Origin of the sequence: Ralstonia insidiosa (assembly GCF_008801405.1) — a bacterium.
Taxonomy (GTDB): Bacteria; Pseudomonadota; Gammaproteobacteria; order Burkholderiales; family Burkholderiaceae; genus Ralstonia; species Ralstonia insidiosa.
In genome coordinates this window covers 340,776-356,298 of the sequence record NZ_VZPV01000001.1, presented here as the reverse complement: position 1 = coordinate 356,298, position 15,523 = coordinate 340,776, and the positions used below count along the sequence as shown (strand labels likewise).

Genomic DNA, 15,523 nt, shown 5'->3' with positions numbered 1-15,523 from the left:
ATCGCCACGGGTGGAAGTTGTTCCTGTGCTGTGGACACGCTAACCCCGGAGAGCCAACACGCTTTTCCCTGGTGTTATGCACAGGTGGGGGTGGAGTTGTCCACAGAGGCGTCGGCAAACGGTCTTGATGCGGCCGGGGACAGGTACCATTCCGCTCGCCCGACCACCCCTGCGTGCATCGATACTCCAATGACACCGATCTCTGCCATTCGCCCAGGCGTAGCACTCGCCATTGCATTGCTGACAGCAACCAGCGCACACGCGGCCAGCTTCGATTGCGGCGCGGCGCGCAGTCCCATCGAGCACGCCATCTGCAATGACCCCCAACTCTCCGCGCTCGACAGTGAGCTGGCAAATGCGTATCGCGCTGCGTTGAACAAGCGTGGTGCCGACACCGATGCGTTGAAGGCCGGGCAGCGCGAATGGCTGAAGCAGCGTGCGCCGTCTGGCGAGATCGATGTGGCGGCGTTGAAGACCGCGTATCGCGCGCGCATTGATGAACTGCAATCGCAACCAGAGTTCCCGAGCTCAAGCGCGGCGGTTGATGGTCCGGTCTTTTCAATGAAGACCATCGCGAAGCAACACGATTTCGTACTGCGCATGCTGGAGGCATGTCCAGAGAGCAATGCAGACAGGGATGCAACCTGTGAAGGGCCTGCCCAGTTGCTCATCTATGACAAGGGCCAGCGGACGGTGCGCCAGACCATCAATCTGCCGGCGGTCTTTGTCACGCTACCGCAAGGGGGCAAAGGGCCGCTGGTCAACTCGGCCCGGCGCTATGACTATCAGGGCGTCATCAACGTGGGCGATTTCAACTTTGACGGCCAGGAAGACTTCGGCATCCAGACGGGCAACAACGGCAGCTACGGTGGCCCGAGCTACGACATCTATCTGTTCAACGCGCGCACGCAGCGCTTTGTCCGCAACAGCAAGATGACGGAGCTGATTCTCGAAACACTCGGGTTCTTTGAGGTCGACGCCAAGAACAAGCGTCTACGCACGTGGGCGAAGGGTGGTTGCTGCTATCACGAGCGCACCGTGTACGCCGTTGAACGCGATGTGCCCGTCGCCGTTGAGCGCCGTATTGATGACGCGCAGGGTGGGGGTGACAAGATGAAGGTCACCGTGGAAACGCTTGTCGACGGCAAGTGGCGCAGCAAGGTGCATTACGAGCCGATGCCGAAGTGAGTTGCTCGTAGCGGGCAAGAATGCCAATCGCTGATACCCCACCCAGATGTCGCAGTGTGATCCGGCTGGACGAATGCTACGAGCCAGATTGACGAACAAACCGCGCCATGGACAGATCAGCAATATACGACCCGTCGGGCAGCCGTATGCGCTTCTCGAACCGTCCTTCTTCCACAAATCCAAAGCGCTTGTACAAGGCAATGGCACGAGCATTCGTCGCCCGGACTCGAAGCTCTATCTTTTCGATGCGGGGATGGCTTTCCGCCCACGCTATCAATTCGGTCATGAGAGCAGTGCCGACCCCGCGCTCGAGGTGACCGGGGTGGACGACGATCGTGAGACTGAAGACGTGAGAGAGCGCGATGAGCGTCATCGGCTCCAGAAACGCGTGCCCGATCGGGGTGCCCTCGTGCTCTGCCACGAGGTACAGCCCGTCCTGCTCAAGCAGCGCGATCTTTTGTTCGAATGCCTCAACCTGCAGCTCGTGAGGTTGTGACACCAGCAGCCCCGGGGTGAGTGCGGTGGCCTTTTCAGCGGCGCACAACGTGGCGGCATCGGCTTGGCTTGCTCTTCGAATGGTGGTGCGTACCGTCATGGTGGCCTGAGGCTAAGTGCTGCTATCCAAAGAACGAATGTTATCCCCACAAGTTGTCCACAGCGGTTATCCACAACAGCTGTCCACACGGGTGTTTCAGATCTGCAAAGGTTTCGACGCGAAACACGCGCCCCTTGCTGGCACGCCAGTCGCAAGACCTGACAGCACAACCTGTGGCGCGACTTTTGCATCGCGCACGGCGGCGTTGCCAAGTCCCGTTTTGAATGTGCGATACCGGGTTCACCCATATGGGGTGGCGCCCGCTTGCTGCGTTGTCCAACCACGCGAGTCGCAGCGATCTGCTGTCGTGCATGTTCCGGCCATCACGCGTTAGGCCGGAACACTTCAAGGCGCCATGCACGTGAAAGAGTCCACGACTCAAAGGGGCGCAGCATGCAACTCACATCCAAGCCATCGTGCGGGGCGACGTCTCTTTGCCGCGCGCTGCCCGGCGGCGCCAGCAGCCAGGTGGCTGGCAGTTCCGGTTTGCACGCAGTGCTGTGGAATCCACGCTAACGCACCCAGGAGAACAACCATGCGCATGCTCATGAACGTGCGAATCCCGCACGAGCCCTTCAACACCTACGTGCGCGATGGCTCCATCGCCGAGTTGATCCCGCGTGTGATGGCGGCGATCAAACCCGAAGCCGCTTACTTCACGGAACAAGCTGGTACACGCGGTGCGGTGCTCGTCGTCAACTTGGATGCGCCCTCGCAGATTCCCGCACTCGCCGAGCCGTGGTTCCTGCTGTTCAACGCTGATTGTGAGTTCCGCGTGGTGATGAGCGCGGAGGATTTGCAGAAGGCGGGGTTGGCGGGGATTGGGGAGAAGTGGAAGTAAGCGAAGGAGGAATCGGGGCGGTACACACATCACGCCCCGACTGCATCCGGCCAGCAAAATTGTCACAGACAGACGTGCGCCAGGAACTTGCCGGCGTACGGCGGACTCCCTTTTGTCATACCCATTCATGGAGAGTCCGTCATGCGCAGCACCCTTGCTTGCGGAAAACACCTGTTCGCCGCGCTGGCCCTGACGTGGGTGTGTGCCGGTGCGGCAGCCAGTGAGCTGCGTCATTTTCTCTACACCGGCTCCGATGAGTTGGCCAGCATCGAGCCGCTGCTGCAACGCCCCGATATTGAGGGCGTGCAAATCGTCTACAGCTGGAAGTCACTGGAGCCTGAGCCGGGCCGCTACGACTTCTCCGGCATCGAGCGCGATCTTGCGTATCTGCAGCAACGCAAGAAGCAACTGTTCGTGCAGGTACAGGATCGTTTCTTCTTGCCCACTGCGCGCCATATCCCCTCGTATCTGCTGACCGACCCCGCGTATGGCGGCGGACTGGTGCGTCAATCCGATGACTCCGAGGTCAACCCAGGCGGCAGCGGGTGGGTGGCACAGCAATGGAATCCGGCATTGCGCCAGCGCTTCCAGGCGCTGCTGACCGCGCTGGCCAAGCAGTTCGACGGCCGCATCCTGGGGATCAATCTGCCGGAAACCGCCATCGACATCGATCGCAAGCGTGACAAGACGCGCTTCAGTTGCGATGGTTACTTCAACGCCACGCTGGAGAACATGCGCTTCGCTCGGCAGCAGTTCCATCAGTCCGCGGTTGTGCAGTACGTCAACTTTTGGCCGTGTGAATGGGATAACGATCACCAGTACATGTCCCGCACGTTTGCCACTGCTGCGCAGGAAGGCATCGGCCTTGGCGGGCCGGACATCGTCCCCTGGAAGAAAGCGCAGATGAAGAACGCCTATCCGTTCTTCCATCAATACAAAGGCAAGCTGCCGCTGGTGGCGATGGCGGTGCAGGAGCCCACGCTGCGCTACGTCAACCCCAAGACCGGCAAACCATTCACACGCGACCAGTTCGTGAGCTTCGCCCAGGACTATCTGGGAGTGGATGTGATGTTCTGGGCGGTGGATTCGCCTTGGCTCAGGCGGTAGGGGTGCAGGCTGGGGCTGGTGATCCTTACAGGCCCCGGCGCACGCCGCATGACACCCCCGCATGGTCGTAAAGCAATGGCCCTAACCCTCTACAACCGACCAAAGGTTGGGGTCTGCTTTCGCCCCCGAACCGAGTTGATCAAAACATTCATCCTTTCCGCCGACAAACATTATCTGGCAAACGATTAACTCAAAAATCCGCTCGCAAATAAATAATCTTCACAACAGGAATCAAGCGACGGAATTTGCAACCCTGTTGGCGTCAACATAACCTTCCCCTCGCTTCACAGAATAAGCGCTGTTTCTCGGAAAACAGATCGCACAGAGCACGCACCCCGCACAACGCATGGGCTGGCCCTAACGCCAAGGGAGTGGGATTCACACGCCGCACGACAGGCGGCGCCTGAAGCACGCACGGCAGTTTGTTATGGATGCATACATTCCAGACGGAACTGGAATGCGGATTCGTGCGCGCCGACATTTTTCACCTTGAATATCACCGCGCTTCCATCGGATTTATTGAAATGAAATCCAACGGGATTATGTCGCTATAACTTTCTGATTTCATCGAGCAACATTACGGCGCCGGCATTACCCCCAGATCAGGTCGCCACTATTTTCTGCGCCCGACGGCCGGCAGGTGCAGCTCTCACAGACCGGAGACGTTGAACATGAACAAGCCTTTTGAATTTACGGAAGTCGATTTGTCTGCAGTGAGCCTGGCCGCCACGACGGATTGGGCCAACCTGGGCGGTGCGTTCCGCGGTACGCCGCAGCAGATCTTCTACGGCGGCTCGATGTACGTCTTCACGCGCAATACCGACAACACGCTGGGCATGTGCACGGTGGCTACCTCGGGTGAAAGCGGGAGCTGGTCGAAGTGGGGCGGCACGCTGCAGTTCAACCCGTCTGTGGCACCGTCGCCCAACGGCACCATCGCGGTCATCGGTCTGATGCAGGCAGGGCAGGTGCAGGTGTCGTACATCAACCCGTTCATCGGCTCGTACACGCCGTGGACGACCATCGGCGGCGGTACGCCGACCACCTTTACCGGCGCGCCGGTGCTGGCGGTCAACTCCAACCAGCGGCTGGAAGCGTTCTCGCTCGATACCAGCGGCAACCTGTGGCACGCGTACCAGACCGCCGTAGCCCCGACCATCACCTGGTCGAACTGGTCGAAGCTGGGCGGCGGGTTCAACCCGCAGGCGCAGGAGTTCAATGTGTTCCTGCTGCAGAACAGCGGCCAGTTGCAGGCCGTGGTGCTGGGCAAGGACAACAACCTGTATCAGTCGACGCAGTACGCGGGTGGCGGTGCGGACAGCTGGAGCGCATTTGCCGTGGTGGGCGCAGGTTCCAACCCGATGCCGCAGTTCGTCAACGGCCCGGCTGCCAACTTCTGCTCGAACACCAACAACGCCACGTATGCGGGCTGCAACAGCCAGTCGGCTCAGGGGCAAAACCCGCTGGTGTTCTGCGCACCGTCGAGCAATCCGTCGTACAACTTCCCGACCTGGGGCGGCGTGGGCAACCTGACGGCGGATCAGTATCCGATGCTGTCAGTCGCACCGCTGATCGTCAGCAACGCGGGCACGCCGCAACTGGTCTGGATGACGAACGCGCGGCAGGTGCTGCTGGTGTCGCAGTCGCTGGCATCGCCCACGTTCTGGATGAACAACGTGCAACCGGTGGGTAGCGCCAACCCGCGCTTCACGGGCCTGATCAATGCCGTGATCAGCAACGGCGCAGTCAGCCTGGCGCAGGCCAACGCCGACGGCACGCTGTCGTATATCAACTACCTGCCGCAGTAACGATCCCTCGTACGCGGCGTTGCCCAACGTTGCGTCGTTGACCGGGCCGGAGTGCGTCTCCGGCCCGTTTTTATTGGCGCGCCGTGCATGCCAACGCGCCATGCGATTGGCCCGTCAACGCAGCAACGGTGTAACGATGCGTTCAAGCCGTTCGGTCGTCCACGCAGGCTCACGCGAGTCCCAACCGTTGTCGGCCAGCAGGCCATTGCGGTCGATCGTGAAGTTGACCGGAATCCGCCACACCCGGCCATAGCCGCCGGCGTAGGCGCTGCCGAGCAACCCCACGGGAAAACTCCAGGCCGCTGCCATCTCCCGCACCGCGGGCAATGAGGCCGGCTCATCCAGGCTGAAGCCGAGAACGCGCAGGCCCCGGTCAGCGTGTTTTGCTGCGTAGTCGGAAAGCAAGGGCAGCTCCTGGTGGCACGGGCCGCACCATGTCGCCCAGAAGGTCAGGATCACGACGTGGCCACGCAGGTCTTCGGTGGAGATGCTGTGCCCGTCGATCGTGCGCAGCACCAGCGCCGGCGCCGGCCGGCCGACTTCAAGACTTGCGGCGTGTGCCTCGTGAGCTGGACTGCCCAGCCCGGCACCCAGCGCCGCCGCACCGGCCGTCTGCAGCCACGCGCGCCGCGACCATGCTCGATCAGAAGGCATAGCTGGCTCCGACCGTGCCCGACCAACGCGGGAAGAGTTGATACCCCTGCAGGTTGCTGTAGAGCGCCTTCTGCAGGAACGCATAGATCTGCACGTTATGCGCCACGCTCACCGTCACGCCCGGCGACAGGTAGACCACCGTCCCTGCCGTGTTGGTGGTATCAGCCAGCGCGCCCTTGTCAGCGTTCTTGCGCGTCACGTTGAACTGCAGTTGCGGCACGATGTGCGGATTCGCCTCGTAGCGCACGCCAAAGCTCATGGTGGCGAGATTGCCCGGACGGAAATCCGCCCCAGTCTCGTTCAAACGCTGATGCACGGCGGCCTGGAATTGGCCGTTGATGAAGGCATCGAAGTCCTGGCTGACGGGCTGGTAGTAGTAGGCGCCCAGGATCACATCGGTACTGCCTGTACCGGGCTGCAGGCTGGTATCCAGTGCCTGCCCGCCCGCCGCGTTCGGGCCGCTGTTGAAGAACACCGGGTTGCGCCCGACAGTGTTGCCGGTCAGCACGTTTTGCCCGCCGTAGCGGCCGGTCGGCAGCTTGATACCCAGCTGCACGCCCAGGTTGTGCGTCGGCAGAAAGCCCTGATAGCTGGTGATCAGTTTGATGTCGCCCAAGCCGCTGGCGGTGGCGCCGCTCAGGTTGTCCGGCGTGAGCTGATCCGACGTGACCGCGCCGTAAGTGGTATGGCTGCGGTCCACATACGGCACGATCGCGCTGAAGTTCCAGCTGCTGTTTGGGCTGTAGTTGATGCCGAGGTTGATGTAGCGGTTGATGGTCTGGTGCTCGACCTCCTGGTTGCCGCCCGCGTCGTTGATGCTGGCGGCCTGTGCCGGCGTGACTGCGTGGGTGCCACTGCGCAACTGGTTCTGCGGGAGGTAGGTGTAGTCGAAGCTGATGCGCCAGCCCGGGATGGCCGAATAGCCCATCGCGGCATCGGTGCTGAGCGAGCAACCACAGGTGGCGCATGCCTGCGCTGCGATGGGTGCAAACATACCGGCAGCGCAGGCGAGCAGTGCCGCGCGCCGGAGCATGTTGGATGGTGTTGTCATGGGTGTTCCTCACGCTGATGCGTACGTGCGCACCCTGATCAATAGTCGGTGCGCCGCACGGCGTCTTGTCTGAAAACGGCTCGAGCCGGGCGCGAGTGCGCTGTGCAGTCGCAGCCCTGGTTTGACGTGGTCAGAGGAGGAAGGGTGAGTCGCGCGGCCGCCCGGCATGGCGCGCTTGATGCGCGGCCAGACGACCGGGTTCCGCGGGCCATGCCGTTGCATGGGTGGGTGCCGGCTCCGCCATCGGCGGAAGGGTTGTCGGCACCAGCACGTGGTCTGCCAGCAGATCACAGTAGCCGCAGGCCGCATGGTGGTGGCCGGCTGGCATCTCGTGCCCGATGGGCAGGGCGGTGCTGGCGGCAGCTGACGGTTTGGCTTCACAAAGCGGCGCAGCCTGCTCAAACGCCTGCAGCGCTTGCGCCTCCAGCGCCTGGCTCACCGTTGGCACAAACAGCACGAGCACCATCGCCACCAGGCCAAGCCAGGCGGTCAGTCTTTTGCGGGTGCGGGCGAAATGCATGATGGCCAATGAGGCTGCCGGGCGTCCCTGTGTGGACAGCGCCAGCATGTGCGGATGCGCGGTATTACACCGCAAAACAGCATCGGTATCCAGATCGGCGGCAGGGGGGTGTTGCCGGCCGTTTTACCCCCAGGCGTGCTGCCGATCCGCATCCGGTTGAAGCGTGCGGCCAGGCGCGCTTTTTCGAGACCTTCCTTGTCGAGGCAACCGTTGAATCTGCGTTGGCGGCAAACCGTCGCACCGCGTGAACCACGCCTGGATAGGACAAGAGCCGCATCGCGCGGCTCTTGTTCAGGGGAACGACGTGAGCACCGTCTTACGCCCCGGCCGCCCCATCCCCACCTTCCTGCGCTTCACGCTCTTCACGTTCCTCGCGCTCTTCACGGGGCAGGGTCAGCATGCCGGTGTTGTACACGTATTCGTACACCTCGCCGTAGCGGCCCCATTCAATACCGATCTTGAGCACGCGTTCGGCTTCCTCGGGCTTGAGGTAGGCCTCCAGCTCGCGCAGGACTTGCTCTTCGCGAATCTCGCCGTCTTCGTTGGCCTCCAGCTCGGCACGGATGTGCGAGGCCAGGGCCACCTGTTCGAGCAGCTTCTGGCCGAACAGCACCTTGCGCTCGGGCGGTTCAGTTTCCATGTAGGTCTTGCCGAACGGCGTGACGATGATGTCGCCGCGCTCGATGGTGGCAAGCTGCAGCAGGGCCAGCGCTTCACAGGCGGGGAGCAGGTCATCGTCAGTCACGCCGGCTTCTTCGGCCAGGTGCGGCAGGTCGGCGCGGCCGTTGAACGGCGCTTCGACCAGCAGGTCGAGAATGGCCTCCATCTGGCCGATCTCGGCTTCCGGCAGGCGGTAGGCCAGTTGCTGCGCAGCAGACTCGGCGCCCACGTGCACACCCACGCGCTCGGGCGAGGTCATCAGGCCGTACACCTCGTCGATGAGGTTGCGCACAGCAGCCGAGTCACGATTGCGCGGGCGCGGGAAGGGCACACGCACTTCGGCACGGATGCGCCCCGGGTCGCTGGAGAGGATGACGATGCGGTCCGCCATCATCACCGCCTCTTCAATGTTGTGCGAGACGATCAGGATGGCCTTGATCTTGGTGCGGCGGTCTTCCCACAGGTCGAGCATTTCGTCGCGCAGGTTCTCGCCGGTCAGCACGTCGAGTGCGGAGAATGCTTCGTCCATCAGCAGCAGGTCAGGCTCGGTCACCAGTGCGCGCGCAATGCCCACGCGCTGGCGCATACCGCCCGACAGCTCGCGCGGCAGGGCGCTGTTGAAGCCGGACAGGCCGATCAGGTCGATGGCCTGCTCGGCGCGCTCTTCACGTTCAGCCTTGGGCACGCCCTGCGCTTCCAAACCGAGTTCCACGTTCTGCTGCACCGTCAGCCACGGGAACAGCGCGAACGATTGGAACACCATCGCAATGCCCTGCACCGGGCCGCTGTACTCACGCCCGCGGAACAGCACCTGGCCACGGTCGGCACGCACCAGGCCCGCCATGATGCGCAGCAGGGTCGACTTGCCCGAGCCGGACTTGCCCAGCATGGCGACGATCTCGCCCTCGCGGATGTTGATATCCAAACCCTCGAGCACCGAGCGGTCGGTGTGGTCTGCGGTGCGGAAGATTTTCGAGACGCCGCGCAGCTCGATGACAGATTCGCCGTTGGTGGCCATGTTGATGCTCTCTGCTAGGTAGTCGGATTACAAGCGCGTCGGCTTACAGGCGGGTGCGCTCTTGCGCGATGTCATACAGGCGGTTCCACAGCAGGCGGTTGAAGCCGACCACGAACAGGCTCATCACCACAATGCCCAGCGCAATGCGCGGGAAGTCACCCTTCGATGTCATCTCGGCGATGTAGCTGCCCAGGCCCGTGGCCACCAGCGTGCGGTCGCCCCACGTGACGTATTCGGAGACGATGCTGGCGTTCCACGAACCACCCGCGGCCGTCACCAGGCCCGTGAGCAGGTTGGGGAACACCGCGGGAATCAGGAAGCGCTTCCACAGCAGCCAGCCGCGCAGGCCGAAGTTGCGCGCGGCCAGCCGCAGTTCGGTCGGAATGCCTGTCGCACCGGCAATCACGTTGAACAGGATGTACCACTGCGTGCCGAAAATCATCAGCGGAGAGAGCCAGATTTCCGGGTTGAGCGAAAAGCGTGCGATGAGCATCACCGCCAGCGGGAACATCAGGTTGGCCGGGAAGGCCGCCATGAACTGCGCCACCGGCTGCGCGATGCGCGCCACGTTCGGGTTCAGGCCGATGCGGATGCCGATCGGCACCCAGATCACTGCGGCCAACGCAATCAGCAAAATCACGCGCGTCATGGTCAGGAAGCCAAGCCACAGCACGTGGCCCACTTCGGCCCAGCCCACCTCGGAACGCACGAACTGGAGGATGTGCACGACGGCGGCCAACGCAGCCAGGATGATGATGACGTCGGCCACGCGGTTCCACCACGGGAAGCGCGCAAAGCCGTTGCTGCTGCTGGCCGTCGGCCGGGTGCGCTCGGCGCCCCAGGAGAGCGTGCGCTCGGCCAGCGCAGCGGTGCGCTCCAGCAGCGCCTTGACCCACTCGGAGCGGCGCAGCAGATCCAGCAGCCAGGATTGCGGCTCGCGCTCCGACGACATCGCATCGAAGCGGAAGCGGTCTGCCCAGGCCACCAGCGGGCGGAACAGCAATTGGTCGTACAGAAGGATGCCGATCAGCATCGTCAGGATGGCCCAGCCGATGGCGGCCAAGTTCTGCTGCTGGATCGCCAGCGAGATGTACGAACCGATGCCCGGCAGCTTGATGTCGTGGCCCGACACGGAAATGGCTTCCGATGCCACCACAAAGAACCACCCACCCGACATCGACATCATCATGTTCCACAGCAGGCCCGGCATGGCGAACGGCACCTCCAGGCGCCAGAAGCGCTGCCACTTCGACAGGCGGAACACGGTGGCCGCCTCTTCCAGATCGGTCGGGATGGTGCGAAACGACTGGTACAGCGAGAACGCCATGTTCCACGCCTGCGACGTGAAGATGGCGAAGATGGCCGCGCATTCCACGCCCACCAGGTTGCCCGGGAACAGCGCAATGAAACCCGTGACGGTAATCGACAGGAAGCCCAGCACCGGAATCGATTGCAGAATGTCCAGCGCCGGCACCATCACCTTCTCGGCCGTGCGGTTCTTGGAGGCAATGGCCGCAAACGCAAACGAGAACGCCAGCGAGGCGCCCAGTGCCAGCAGCATGCGGATGCTGGTGCGCAGCAGGTAGTAGGGCAGTTGCGCCACGTCCAGGCTGACGTCCAGTTGCGTCTCGCCGGGCGTGTACGGCACGTTCATCTGCTTGGCGGCAAACGCCACGAGCACGATGGCGGCCAGGATGATGGGCAGCAGCGCCAGGTCAAAGCGGTTGGGCGGCGCCGTCAACAGGTTGCTGATGTTGACGCCAAAATTGGCACCGAAGGGGCCCCGGACGGTGGTTTCGTTGTCGTTTTGCTGCATCTTGAATGACCGGGACAAATCGCTGAACAAGTCGCGCTGACGAAAGTCATGAGGCCCGCTGTCTGGACCAAGGCGCGATACGTGGCGTGGGTGGCAGGGCGCGGCGCTTGGCACCCGGCGGCAAGCCGCCTAGTTTACCTTGCGTAACGCCCGATCTCGCCGTGCGGTTGTCAGTCTGCCTACGTCACATTCCAGAAATGTGACAGAGATGCGACAACGTTGGTTTGTCATCATTCTTCCAACATTCTGCCCGCCGCCTGCCTGGAGCCGCTCCATGTCCGCCATCGAACAAGTGATCGTTACCGTACAGGGCCGTGTGCAGGGTGTGGGCTATCGAGCAGCCTGTGCCGACATGGCCCGCGCGCTGGGCCTGCGGGGTTGGGTACGCAACCGTCGAAGCGGCACGGTCGAGGCCTTCCTGGCCGGCCCCGAAGCCAATGTGCTGCGCATGCGCGAGTGGATGTGGGAGGGGCCCGCCGGTGCCCAAGTCACCGAACTGGACGTTGCTCCGGGCACCGACGAGGCGCTGGTGCCCGGGTTCGAGATCCGGCCAACGGTGTAGACCATACCGCTAGGTTCTTGCCACGCCAGTCCCTACATCGGCAATCAACGGAAACAAACGCGACACGAAACCGTCACCTACGGGCCCAGGGCGACTCCTAGAATCGATCACTCCCCCAGCCCCGCCTTGGTGACCCCCATGTCGCATCCCCTTACCGTGCAACCCGGCGCCGTGCCCGCGCGCTTTCGCAATGCCGGCATTGCGCTGTTTCTGCTGATCCTGGCGGCCGGTGCCGCCTACGTGATCAGCCATCTGGTGTCCGACCTGGAAAGCGTGGCCGCCAGTTCGGTGTTTCCGTTTGTCCTGCTTGGCATTGCATTGGTGATCGCGCTGGGCTTTGAGTTCGTCAATGGCTTCCACGACACGGCCAATGCGGTGGCCACGGTCATCTATACGCATTCGCTGTCGCCACACTTGGCGGTGGTGTGGTCGGGCTTGTGGAATTTTGCGGGGGTGCTCACCTCCAGCGGTGCAGTGGCCTTCGGCATCCTGCAACTGCTGCCGGTGGAACTGATCCTGCAGGTCGGCAGCCACTCGGGCTTTGCGATGGTGTTTGCGCTGCTGATCGCGGCCATCATCTGGAACCTGGCGACGTGGTACCTGGGGCTGCCGTCGTCGAGCTCGCACACGCTCATCGGCTCGATCATCGGTGTGGGGCTCATGAACCAGCTCCTGCGCGGTGCCAACGGGACCAGCGGGGTGGATTGGAGCCAGGCGCTGGGGGTGGGCAAGTCCCTGCTGCTCTCGCCCATCATCGGCTTTCTGCTGGCGGCGCTGCTTCTGCTGCTGCTCAAGGCGCTGGTGCGCGTGCCGGCGCTCTATGCCGAGCCCGAGGGCAACCAGCCGCCGCCGTTCTGGATTCACGCGCTGCTCATCCTCACCTGCACGGGCGTGTCGTTCGCACACGGCTCCAATGACGGGCAGAAGGGCATGGGCCTGGTCATGCTGATCCTGATCGGTACGGTGCCCACCGTCTACGCACTCAACCGCGCTGTGACGCCGGCCGAGACGCAAACCTTCCTGGCCGTGTCGCACCAGGCGTCGGCCGCCTTCGGCAGGTACGCCAACGGTGTGGCGCCGTCGGCCAACCCGCGTGCGGATGTGCAGACCTACGTGCAGTCACGCACGCTCACGCCAGCCACGCTGCCCGCCGTGCAGGCACTGGCGGACACCATTGCCGCACAGGTCAGCCAGACGGGATCGATGGCCACCGTGCCGCAAAACGAGGTGGATAACGTCCGCAACAACATGTACCTGGTCTCCGAGACCATCCGCTTGCTCAAGAAGAATGGCCAACCCGCCATCAGCAAGAGCGATCAGGCTGTCATCGACAACTACAAGCAGCAGCTCGATCACGCCACCAAGTTCATCCCCACGTGGGTGAAGGTGGCGGTGGCGATTGCGCTGGGCCTGGGCACGATGGTGGGCTGGAAGCGCATCGTCGTGACGGTGGGCGAGAAGATCGGCAAGCAGCACCTGACGTATGGGCAGGGCGCCTCAGCTGAACTGGTGGCGATGGCGACGATTGGCGCGGCCGATGCGTATGGTCTGCCGGTGTCGACCACGCATGTGCTGTCGTCGGGTGTGGCGGGCACCATGGCTGCCAACGGCTCGGGGCTGCAGTGGAATACGGTGCGCAGCCTGCTGCTGGCATGGGTGCTGACGCTACCCGCGTCGATCGTGCTGGCAGGCGCGCTGTACTGGGTGTTCAAGGCAATCTTCTGAACCCGCACAGCGCGCTGGCGTTGTTGCTGGTACCGGTGCCTCAGTAGACGTTCGGGACGATCATCTCGTCGGGCACCGGGTGGCGGATGTATTCCGCGTGGTGCACGCGCTCGGGCAGCACCACCGGCGGGTGCGGCACCGGGTGATACGGCACCTGGCGGAGCAGGTGGTCGATGCAGTTCAGGCGCGCGCGCTTCTTGTCATCGGCCAGCACCACCCACCATGGCGATTCGGGAATGTGCGAGCGCTCCAGCATCGCTTCCTTGGTGCGCGTGTAGTCTTCCCAGCGGCGGCGGCTTTCCAGATCCATGGGGCTCAGTTTCCACTGCTTGAGCGGATCGTCGATACGGCTCTGGAATCGCACTTCCTGCTCTTCGTCCGTCACCGAGAACCAGTACTTGACGATCTGGATGCCGGAGCGCACGAGCATCTTCTCGAACTCGGGCACGGAGCGGAAAAACTCTTCGTATTCCTCGTCGGTGCAGAAGCCCATCACGCGTTCGACGCCGGCGCGGTTGTACCAGCTGCGGTCGAACAGGACGATCTCGCCGGCGGCGGGCAGGTGCGCCACGTAGCGCTGGAAGTACCACTGCGTGCGTTCACGGTTGGTGGGAGCGGGCAGCGCGGCCACGCGGCACACGCGCGGGTTCAGCCGCTGGGTGATGCGCTTGATGGCGCCCCCCTTGCCGGCGGCGTCGCGCCCTTCAAAGATCACCACCAGCCGGTGGCCGGTCTCGATCACCCAGTCCTGCAGCTTGACCAGCTCGCCCTGCAGGCGGAACAGCTCGCGGAAGTACATGCGTCGAGTCTCGCGAGACTCTTCGCTGATGCTCTCGCCGCCGAGCAGGTGGTCGTCGATTTCCATTTCCAGCTCCTCGTCCAGGGTGTCGAGGAGGTCTTCCTGCAGCCGCGCCTGTCGCGCTGCGTCGCGTTCACTCATGGTGTGTTGCTCCTGCCGTCCTACTGCCAACTGAATGGGGCACGCCGCCCCGGGGGCGACGCATGTTCAAGCATACGCCCGAGTAGGTAGCACACCCATGTGGCAGGGCAGTGACATGGGGCCGCGATGCTTAGCTTGTCTGGGCTTCGAGCGTGAACTTGGCGGCGTTGTCCTGGCCGAGCAGGCGGACCAGCGTAGGCATGGCTTCTTCCAGCTGCGCCTTGAGCGTCCACGGCGGGTTGACGATGAACATGCCGCTGCCGTGCAAGCCCAGGCCGCCCGCCACCGGTTGCTTGACCGTCAAGGTCACGTGCAGCCAGTCGCTTGCTCCCAGCCGCTTCAGCTGCGCGGGCAGCTGCACCGATTCACGCCGTTGCACCTGCGGATACCAGACCGCATACATGCCGGTGGCAAAGCGCTGCAGGCTGTCCTGCAGGGCCTGCACAGTGCGCGCGTAGTCCCGCTTGTCTTCGAACGAGGGGTCGATCAGCACCACGGCGCGGCGCGGCGGCGGGGGCAGGATCGCCTTGATGCCGGCAAAGCCGTCGCCGTCGTACAGCATGACCCGGCGGCCCGCACCGCGGAAGTTGTTGGACAGCACCTTGATCTCGGTGCTGTGCAGCTCGAACAGGCGCAGGCGATCGGCATCGCGCAGCATCTGCCAGGCCAGCCACGGCGATCCGGGGTAGTGCTTGAGATCGCCCTTCGGGTTCAGCTCGCGCACCTGGTCGAGGTAGGCATCGAGCAATGCGGGCATCGGCTCGCCCGCGGCGGCGGCGCGCCATAGTGGGCCGATGCCGGTGTCGAACTCGGCCTTCTTCTGCGCCCACTCGTGGTCCAGCGCGTAGAGGCCGGCGCCGGAGTGCGTGTCGATGTACCAGAACGGCTTGTCCTTCTGCGTCAGGTAGTCGAGCAACTGCGTCACGACGGCGTGCTTGAGGACATCGGCATGGTTGCCGGCGTGAAAGGCGTGGCGATAGCTGAGCATGGACAGGCCAAGTGCGCCAGAAAGCTCCGGCGCACGGGCGGCAGAAACAA

Annotated in this window: 14 protein-coding genes; 6 read left to right on the top strand and 8 right to left on the bottom strand. The window is 63.3% G+C overall.

Annotated features, from left to right (window positions below; all coding sequences use genetic code 11):
• The first annotated feature begins 189 nt into the window (after positions 1-189).
• A complete protein-coding gene (locus F7R11_RS01725) occupies positions 190-1,188 on the top strand; it encodes a lysozyme inhibitor LprI family protein (protein WP_064805821.1) in 999 nt (332 codons plus the stop codon).
• Between the two features lie 76 nt (positions 1,189-1,264).
• On the opposite strand, the gene F7R11_RS01720 is transcribed toward F7R11_RS01725, so the two are convergent.
• On the bottom strand, positions 1,265-1,783 hold the full coding sequence (locus F7R11_RS01720; RefSeq protein WP_064805819.1) for a GNAT family N-acetyltransferase: 519 nt from the start codon (positions 1,781-1,783) through the stop codon (positions 1,265-1,267).
• 535 nt (positions 1,784-2,318) lie between these two features.
• On the opposite strand from F7R11_RS01720, the gene F7R11_RS01715 reads away from it, so the two are divergent.
• The 3 genes from F7R11_RS01715 (at position 2,319) to F7R11_RS01705 (ending at position 5,539) form a co-directional block, all read left to right on the top strand.
• Positions 2,319-2,624 carry a hypothetical protein gene (locus tag F7R11_RS01715; RefSeq protein WP_021197094.1) on the top strand — a complete coding sequence of 102 codons (306 nt, stop codon included), beginning with the start codon at positions 2,319-2,321 and terminating at the stop codon, positions 2,622-2,624.
• A 141-nt stretch (positions 2,625-2,765) separates the two neighbouring features.
• Positions 2,766-3,731, top strand: coding sequence for a hypothetical protein (locus F7R11_RS01710; protein ID WP_064805817.1), 966 nt, complete (start codon positions 2,766-2,768; stop codon positions 3,729-3,731).
• Positions 3,732-4,402: 671 nt separating this feature from the next.
• Complete coding sequence (locus F7R11_RS01705) at positions 4,403-5,539, top strand: DUF8189 domain-containing protein (RefSeq protein WP_064805814.1); 1,137 nt, start codon at positions 4,403-4,405, stop codon at positions 5,537-5,539.
• 114 nt (positions 5,540-5,653) lie between these two features.
• On the opposite strand, the gene F7R11_RS01700 is transcribed toward F7R11_RS01705, so the two are convergent.
• From F7R11_RS01700 to F7R11_RS01680, 5 genes are all read right to left on the bottom strand, one after another.
• Positions 5,654-6,193, bottom strand: coding sequence for a peroxiredoxin family protein (locus F7R11_RS01700; protein ID WP_064805812.1), 540 nt, complete (start codon positions 6,191-6,193; stop codon positions 5,654-5,656).
• Positions 6,183-7,244, bottom strand: coding sequence for a hypothetical protein (locus tag F7R11_RS01695; RefSeq protein ID WP_064805810.1), 1,062 nt, complete (start codon positions 7,242-7,244; stop codon positions 6,183-6,185). Before F7R11_RS01695 ends, F7R11_RS01700 begins: the two co-directional genes overlap by 11 nt.
• Positions 7,245-7,374: 130 nt before the next feature.
• Positions 7,375-7,812, bottom strand: a complete 438-nt coding sequence (locus F7R11_RS01690; protein ID WP_231973127.1) for a DUF2946 domain-containing protein — start codon at positions 7,810-7,812, stop codon at positions 7,375-7,377.
• A 268-nt stretch (positions 7,813-8,080) separates the two neighbouring features.
• Positions 8,081-9,442 (bottom strand): ABC transporter ATP-binding protein, encoded by a 1,362-nt coding sequence (locus F7R11_RS01685; RefSeq protein WP_021197101.1) that lies wholly within the window; start codon positions 9,440-9,442, stop codon positions 8,081-8,083.
• Positions 9,443-9,485: 43 nt separating this feature from the next.
• On the bottom strand, positions 9,486-11,258 hold the full coding sequence (locus F7R11_RS01680; RefSeq protein WP_021197102.1) for an ABC transporter permease: 1,773 nt from the start codon (positions 11,256-11,258) through the stop codon (positions 9,486-9,488).
• Between the two features lie 274 nt (positions 11,259-11,532).
• On the opposite strand from F7R11_RS01680, the gene F7R11_RS01675 reads away from it, so the two are divergent.
• Both F7R11_RS01675 and F7R11_RS01670 read left to right on the top strand, forming a co-directional pair.
• A complete protein-coding gene (locus F7R11_RS01675) occupies positions 11,533-11,820 on the top strand; it encodes an acylphosphatase (protein WP_021197103.1) in 288 nt (95 codons plus the stop codon).
• 138 nt (positions 11,821-11,958) lie between these two features.
• On the top strand, positions 11,959-13,545 hold the full coding sequence (locus F7R11_RS01670) for an inorganic phosphate transporter (protein ID WP_064805808.1): 1,587 nt from the start codon (positions 11,959-11,961) through the stop codon (positions 13,543-13,545).
• Positions 13,546-13,585: 40 nt separating this feature from the next.
• Here F7R11_RS01670 and ppk2 read toward each other — a convergent pair whose 3' ends face one another.
• The gene (gene ppk2 / locus F7R11_RS01665) at positions 13,586-14,485 is read right to left on the bottom strand and encodes a polyphosphate kinase 2 (RefSeq protein ID WP_021197105.1); all 900 of its coding nucleotides are present in this window, start codon (positions 14,483-14,485) and stop codon (positions 13,586-13,588) included.
• 130 nt (positions 14,486-14,615) lie between these two features.
• Positions 14,616-15,473 carry a 23S rRNA (adenine(2030)-N(6))-methyltransferase RlmJ gene (locus F7R11_RS01660; protein ID WP_021197106.1) on the bottom strand — a complete coding sequence of 286 codons (858 nt, stop codon included), beginning with the start codon at positions 15,471-15,473 and terminating at the stop codon, positions 14,616-14,618.
• Between the last annotated feature and the right edge of the window lie 50 nt (positions 15,474-15,523).

Bases quoted from the DNA above. Each gene is read 5' to 3' on its own strand.
- F7R11_RS01725 (WP_064805821.1), top strand. From the start codon at position 190: ATGACACCGATCTCTGCCATTCGCCCAGGCGTAGCACTCGCCATTGCA.
- F7R11_RS01720 (WP_064805819.1), bottom strand. From the start codon at position 1,783: ATGACGGTACGCACCACCATTCGAAGAGCAAGCCAAGCCGATGCCGCC.
- F7R11_RS01715 (WP_021197094.1), top strand. From the start codon at position 2,319: ATGCGCATGCTCATGAACGTGCGAATCCCGCACGAGCCCTTCAACACC.
- F7R11_RS01710 (WP_064805817.1), top strand. From the start codon at position 2,766: ATGCGCAGCACCCTTGCTTGCGGAAAACACCTGTTCGCCGCGCTGGCC.
- F7R11_RS01705 (WP_064805814.1), top strand. From the start codon at position 4,403: ATGAACAAGCCTTTTGAATTTACGGAAGTCGATTTGTCTGCAGTGAGC.
- F7R11_RS01700 (WP_064805812.1), bottom strand. From the start codon at position 6,193: ATGCCTTCTGATCGAGCATGGTCGCGGCGCGCGTGGCTGCAGACGGCC.
- F7R11_RS01695 (WP_064805810.1), bottom strand. From the start codon at position 7,244: ATGACAACACCATCCAACATGCTCCGGCGCGCGGCACTGCTCGCCTGC.
- F7R11_RS01690 (WP_231973127.1), bottom strand. From the start codon at position 7,812: ATGCTGGCGCTGTCCACACAGGGACGCCCGGCAGCCTCATTGGCCATC.
- F7R11_RS01685 (WP_021197101.1), bottom strand. From the start codon at position 9,442: ATGGCCACCAACGGCGAATCTGTCATCGAGCTGCGCGGCGTCTCGAAA.
- F7R11_RS01680 (WP_021197102.1), bottom strand. From the start codon at position 11,258: ATGCAGCAAAACGACAACGAAACCACCGTCCGGGGCCCCTTCGGTGCC.
- F7R11_RS01675 (WP_021197103.1), top strand. From the start codon at position 11,533: ATGTCCGCCATCGAACAAGTGATCGTTACCGTACAGGGCCGTGTGCAG.
- F7R11_RS01670 (WP_064805808.1), top strand. From the start codon at position 11,959: ATGTCGCATCCCCTTACCGTGCAACCCGGCGCCGTGCCCGCGCGCTTT.
- ppk2 (WP_021197105.1), bottom strand. From the start codon at position 14,485: ATGAGTGAACGCGACGCAGCGCGACAGGCGCGGCTGCAGGAAGACCTC.
- F7R11_RS01660 (WP_021197106.1), bottom strand. From the start codon at position 15,473: ATGCTCAGCTATCGCCACGCCTTTCACGCCGGCAACCATGCCGATGTC.